Here is a 2621-nt window from a genome sequence, read left to right as displayed (position 1 = left end):
GATGGCAGAAGCCAAGCTCGATAAAACAAATTCCCGAGCAGAAATATTACCATCATGGTTGAGATTTTACTCAACCATTTTTTTATTAACTCTTACATACTGTACCTATAAGGAGAAAGAATAAAAATGTCCGAAAATATACACCACAGCAGCTTCGCTGAATGATATTAGAAGAAATTGTCCAAATCACTTCCTGACGGTAACAACAATTCAGTTTTATAAGGCAACTGCAAATGGAAAGTTTAGTTCATTTTATCGACAACTTACTCTACATCCTTATCTATGGATTTAGCAGCTTGTTTATTCTGGTATTCATGTTAGATATGCAAACTGCATTCGCCAACCATATGTCAGGTTACACCGTGCATAACCACATTAAATCATTCAGCAATCAACTGCTACCAGTCAGAGAAAAAAATGAGTAATATCCGTATCGTTTGGCTAAAAAATTATAAAGAAAAGCTAAAAATAATTAGACTACAATCAATAGCTAATGCTCATTATCAAGAAATATTTATGGATTCTTTATAATGAGCTATCATCTCAATACAACTGGTACTTCTCGCAATCCAATCGGCAGTATTTGCCCTCTAGACATAGTAGTTCAAGTAGGATTTGGAACGGCTAAGATAACCAAAAACAGACAAACTTACTACGACGGCGAGACTGAAGTAGGTCAACCAAAAACACTTGCTGAGTTTGAGGAAATTGCCCAACAAGAACCAGGAAATTGGAAATTAATAATGGAAGCGCCTTTATGGGAAGCAATCTGGGAAAGGCAGGATACTAACAAGTGGGTTTGTATTAAGGCAGGAAAAGGATTCGCATAGTGACACAACCGAAAAGCTGCTTCAATTGCAAGCACATCCATACATGGGATAATCCTAGCAGCTAGCTATTGGGAACCACCAGATAGCGGCTCTTCGTGCAACCATCTGAAAAATTTTGGGAAGTTGAGGTAGTAGATATTCAGGAACGATTAAAAGAACTTAAACTAATTCCCGTATGATAAATAGGTCAGCACAAATATTTGTCGTTGAGACAAGGCAGCCGGAGCTCAAGGGAAGAGGATTTCAATACCTTAATCTTTCTAAACATAGTTGTGTTTATTTGTGCTTTCCTACTTAGCGCCAAAGCCGTTAGTTCAATATTTTTTACAAACAGCGCAGTTGAGCCGTAAGTGATTCAATTAACCCTTCTGCTTCATCCTTGCCAATACCTCCTAAAATCGCAATCGCTTCTTTGAGATTAATTTGACAGTCTTCTGAATATCCTTGCATCATATCCTCTAAGGCATGATTTAAAGTATACTCACCTAAATCAGCAACTTCGCAGTGGAATAACCAATATGTTAATGTTACCCGCAATGCAAGCTTATCAGCTAGGGTAAGTTTCTCTAGTGTTGTGCCGAAAGACTCGACAAGTTGGTCAATTTGATTCGTATGCGTATAATATGTAACGCAGTTGCTCATCTTGAGAAACTCCCTAAATTTTTTCTCGAAAATATCACCAGTAGTAGCCTAGATCTCTTTTGCTAAATACCTGAAAAACTTTACTATTGCAGCGTGGCGATTGCTATCCAGTTGAAAAAGGTTAAAAAGCTTACTGTACAAGCTTTCCTTCCTACCCTGCATCGAAGGGCTTTGCCCTACAGCTCCCGCGCTACAAATCGCACATCAAAGATTATGGTGAGGGAGTATGTCACTTCCTAGATGCCAAATACCCCTGACGGTAATTACTTTTCTTCAGCTTCGTAGCCTGACGAGGTGTCCACTGCTTAATAGCGTCTACCCTACCTGCATGGCGCAACTTCTGTTCATAAGTAGTATTGCCGGTCAGTTTTGCGATCGCACCAGCTATGACAAGCGCACAACGCTCTGGCTGGCTAGAAACCTGTTCCTCCGCAAAGCGCACCACCACCCAGTTAGCATCGACAAAGCACTTGTTCCGGTAGTTATCCTCCCCAATACAGTGGGTAGGTTTTCCCGTTGCAAATGAGATAGGCTCATCCACTTCAACATCTAGGTGTAGCCCAGTAGTGGGTTCCACAATCAGAAAGTCAGTCGTGTAATGTAAATCGTGCCCTGGAGGTAACATCTTCTGTTGTGCTAAAACAACCCCCTCACCAAAATAATGCTTCAAGACATTCCCGAATAGATTCTCACTCGCCCCCACAGGGGCATCACCCGTACCCGAAGGTGCAGTCACGGGAGCAAATTTCTTATCTCGAACCAACTGCGGGACAAATATTTGAGGAAAAGATGGAACTGGTAATGCTGATTTCGCCATGCTTGTTCATCACATCTTTAAATAATAGGTTGTCGCTTCATATCTTCCTTAAATAAGGAACAATATTACACCCAGTTTTACAAGTACACCAGCATTATTGAAACCAACAGATGTTGCATATTTTTTACAACTAAAATTGGATGCCAATTGTCAGTCACATGGAAGAAAATACGCTAAAAGCACTTTGGACAAGGTATGTACAGCTTCCAGATACTCTCAGGACTGATTCAAGAAGAATACCCCGTCATCGCCTGCGAATCTCCCCTCCAAGAAAGACTGCGCCTACTCACTCATATCAGTCAGTTCTGCCAAACCACCAGAAAAAGGTGCTA

The 2621-nt window shown here is 40.7% G+C and carries 4 protein-coding genes; 2 read left to right on the top strand and 2 right to left on the bottom strand.

The genetic code is table 11. The features are described from left to right. The first annotated feature begins 233 nt into the window (after nucleotides 1-233). Together DP116_RS26165 and DP116_RS26160 are read left to right on the top strand one after the other, a co-directional pair. Nucleotides 234-425, top strand: a complete 192-nt coding sequence (locus DP116_RS26165; RefSeq protein ID WP_169157931.1) for a hypothetical protein — start codon at nucleotides 234-236, stop codon at nucleotides 423-425. A gap of 105 nt (nucleotides 426-530) precedes the next feature. After that, a complete protein-coding gene (locus DP116_RS26160) occupies nucleotides 531-830 on the top strand; it encodes a hypothetical protein (protein WP_169157930.1) in 300 nt (99 codons plus the stop codon). Nucleotides 831-1154: 324 nt separating this feature from the next. Here the strand turns inward: DP116_RS26160 and DP116_RS26155 are convergent, their stop codons facing one another. After that, nucleotides 1155-1472 (bottom strand): hypothetical protein, encoded by a 318-nt coding sequence (locus DP116_RS26155; RefSeq protein WP_169157929.1) that lies wholly within the window; start codon nucleotides 1470-1472, stop codon nucleotides 1155-1157. Between the two features lie 229 nt (nucleotides 1473-1701). Then, nucleotides 1702-2289, bottom strand: coding sequence for a putative endonuclease domain-containing protein (locus DP116_RS26150; RefSeq protein WP_169157928.1), 588 nt, complete (start codon nucleotides 2287-2289; stop codon nucleotides 1702-1704). Between the last annotated feature and the right edge of the window lie 332 nt (nucleotides 2290-2621).

It is taken from the genome of Brasilonema bromeliae SPC951, from assembly GCF_012912135.1.
GTDB classification, from domain to species: domain Bacteria; phylum Cyanobacteriota; class Cyanobacteriia; order Cyanobacteriales; family Nostocaceae; genus Brasilonema; species Brasilonema bromeliae.
Note: the sequence above shows the minus strand (reverse complement) of the source record. Positions and strands in the feature narration are given on the sequence as shown.

Coding starts and splice junctions, on each gene's coding strand:
- DP116_RS26160 (WP_169157930.1), top strand. CDS start 531: ATGAGCTATCATCTCAATACAACTGGTACTTCTCGCAATCCAATCGGC.
- DP116_RS26155 (WP_169157929.1), bottom strand. CDS start 1,472: ATGAGCAACTGCGTTACATATTATACGCATACGAATCAAATTGACCAA.
- DP116_RS26165 (WP_169157931.1), top strand. CDS start 234: ATGGAAAGTTTAGTTCATTTTATCGACAACTTACTCTACATCCTTATC.
- DP116_RS26150 (WP_169157928.1), bottom strand. CDS start 2,289: ATGGCGAAATCAGCATTACCAGTTCCATCTTTTCCTCAAATATTTGTC.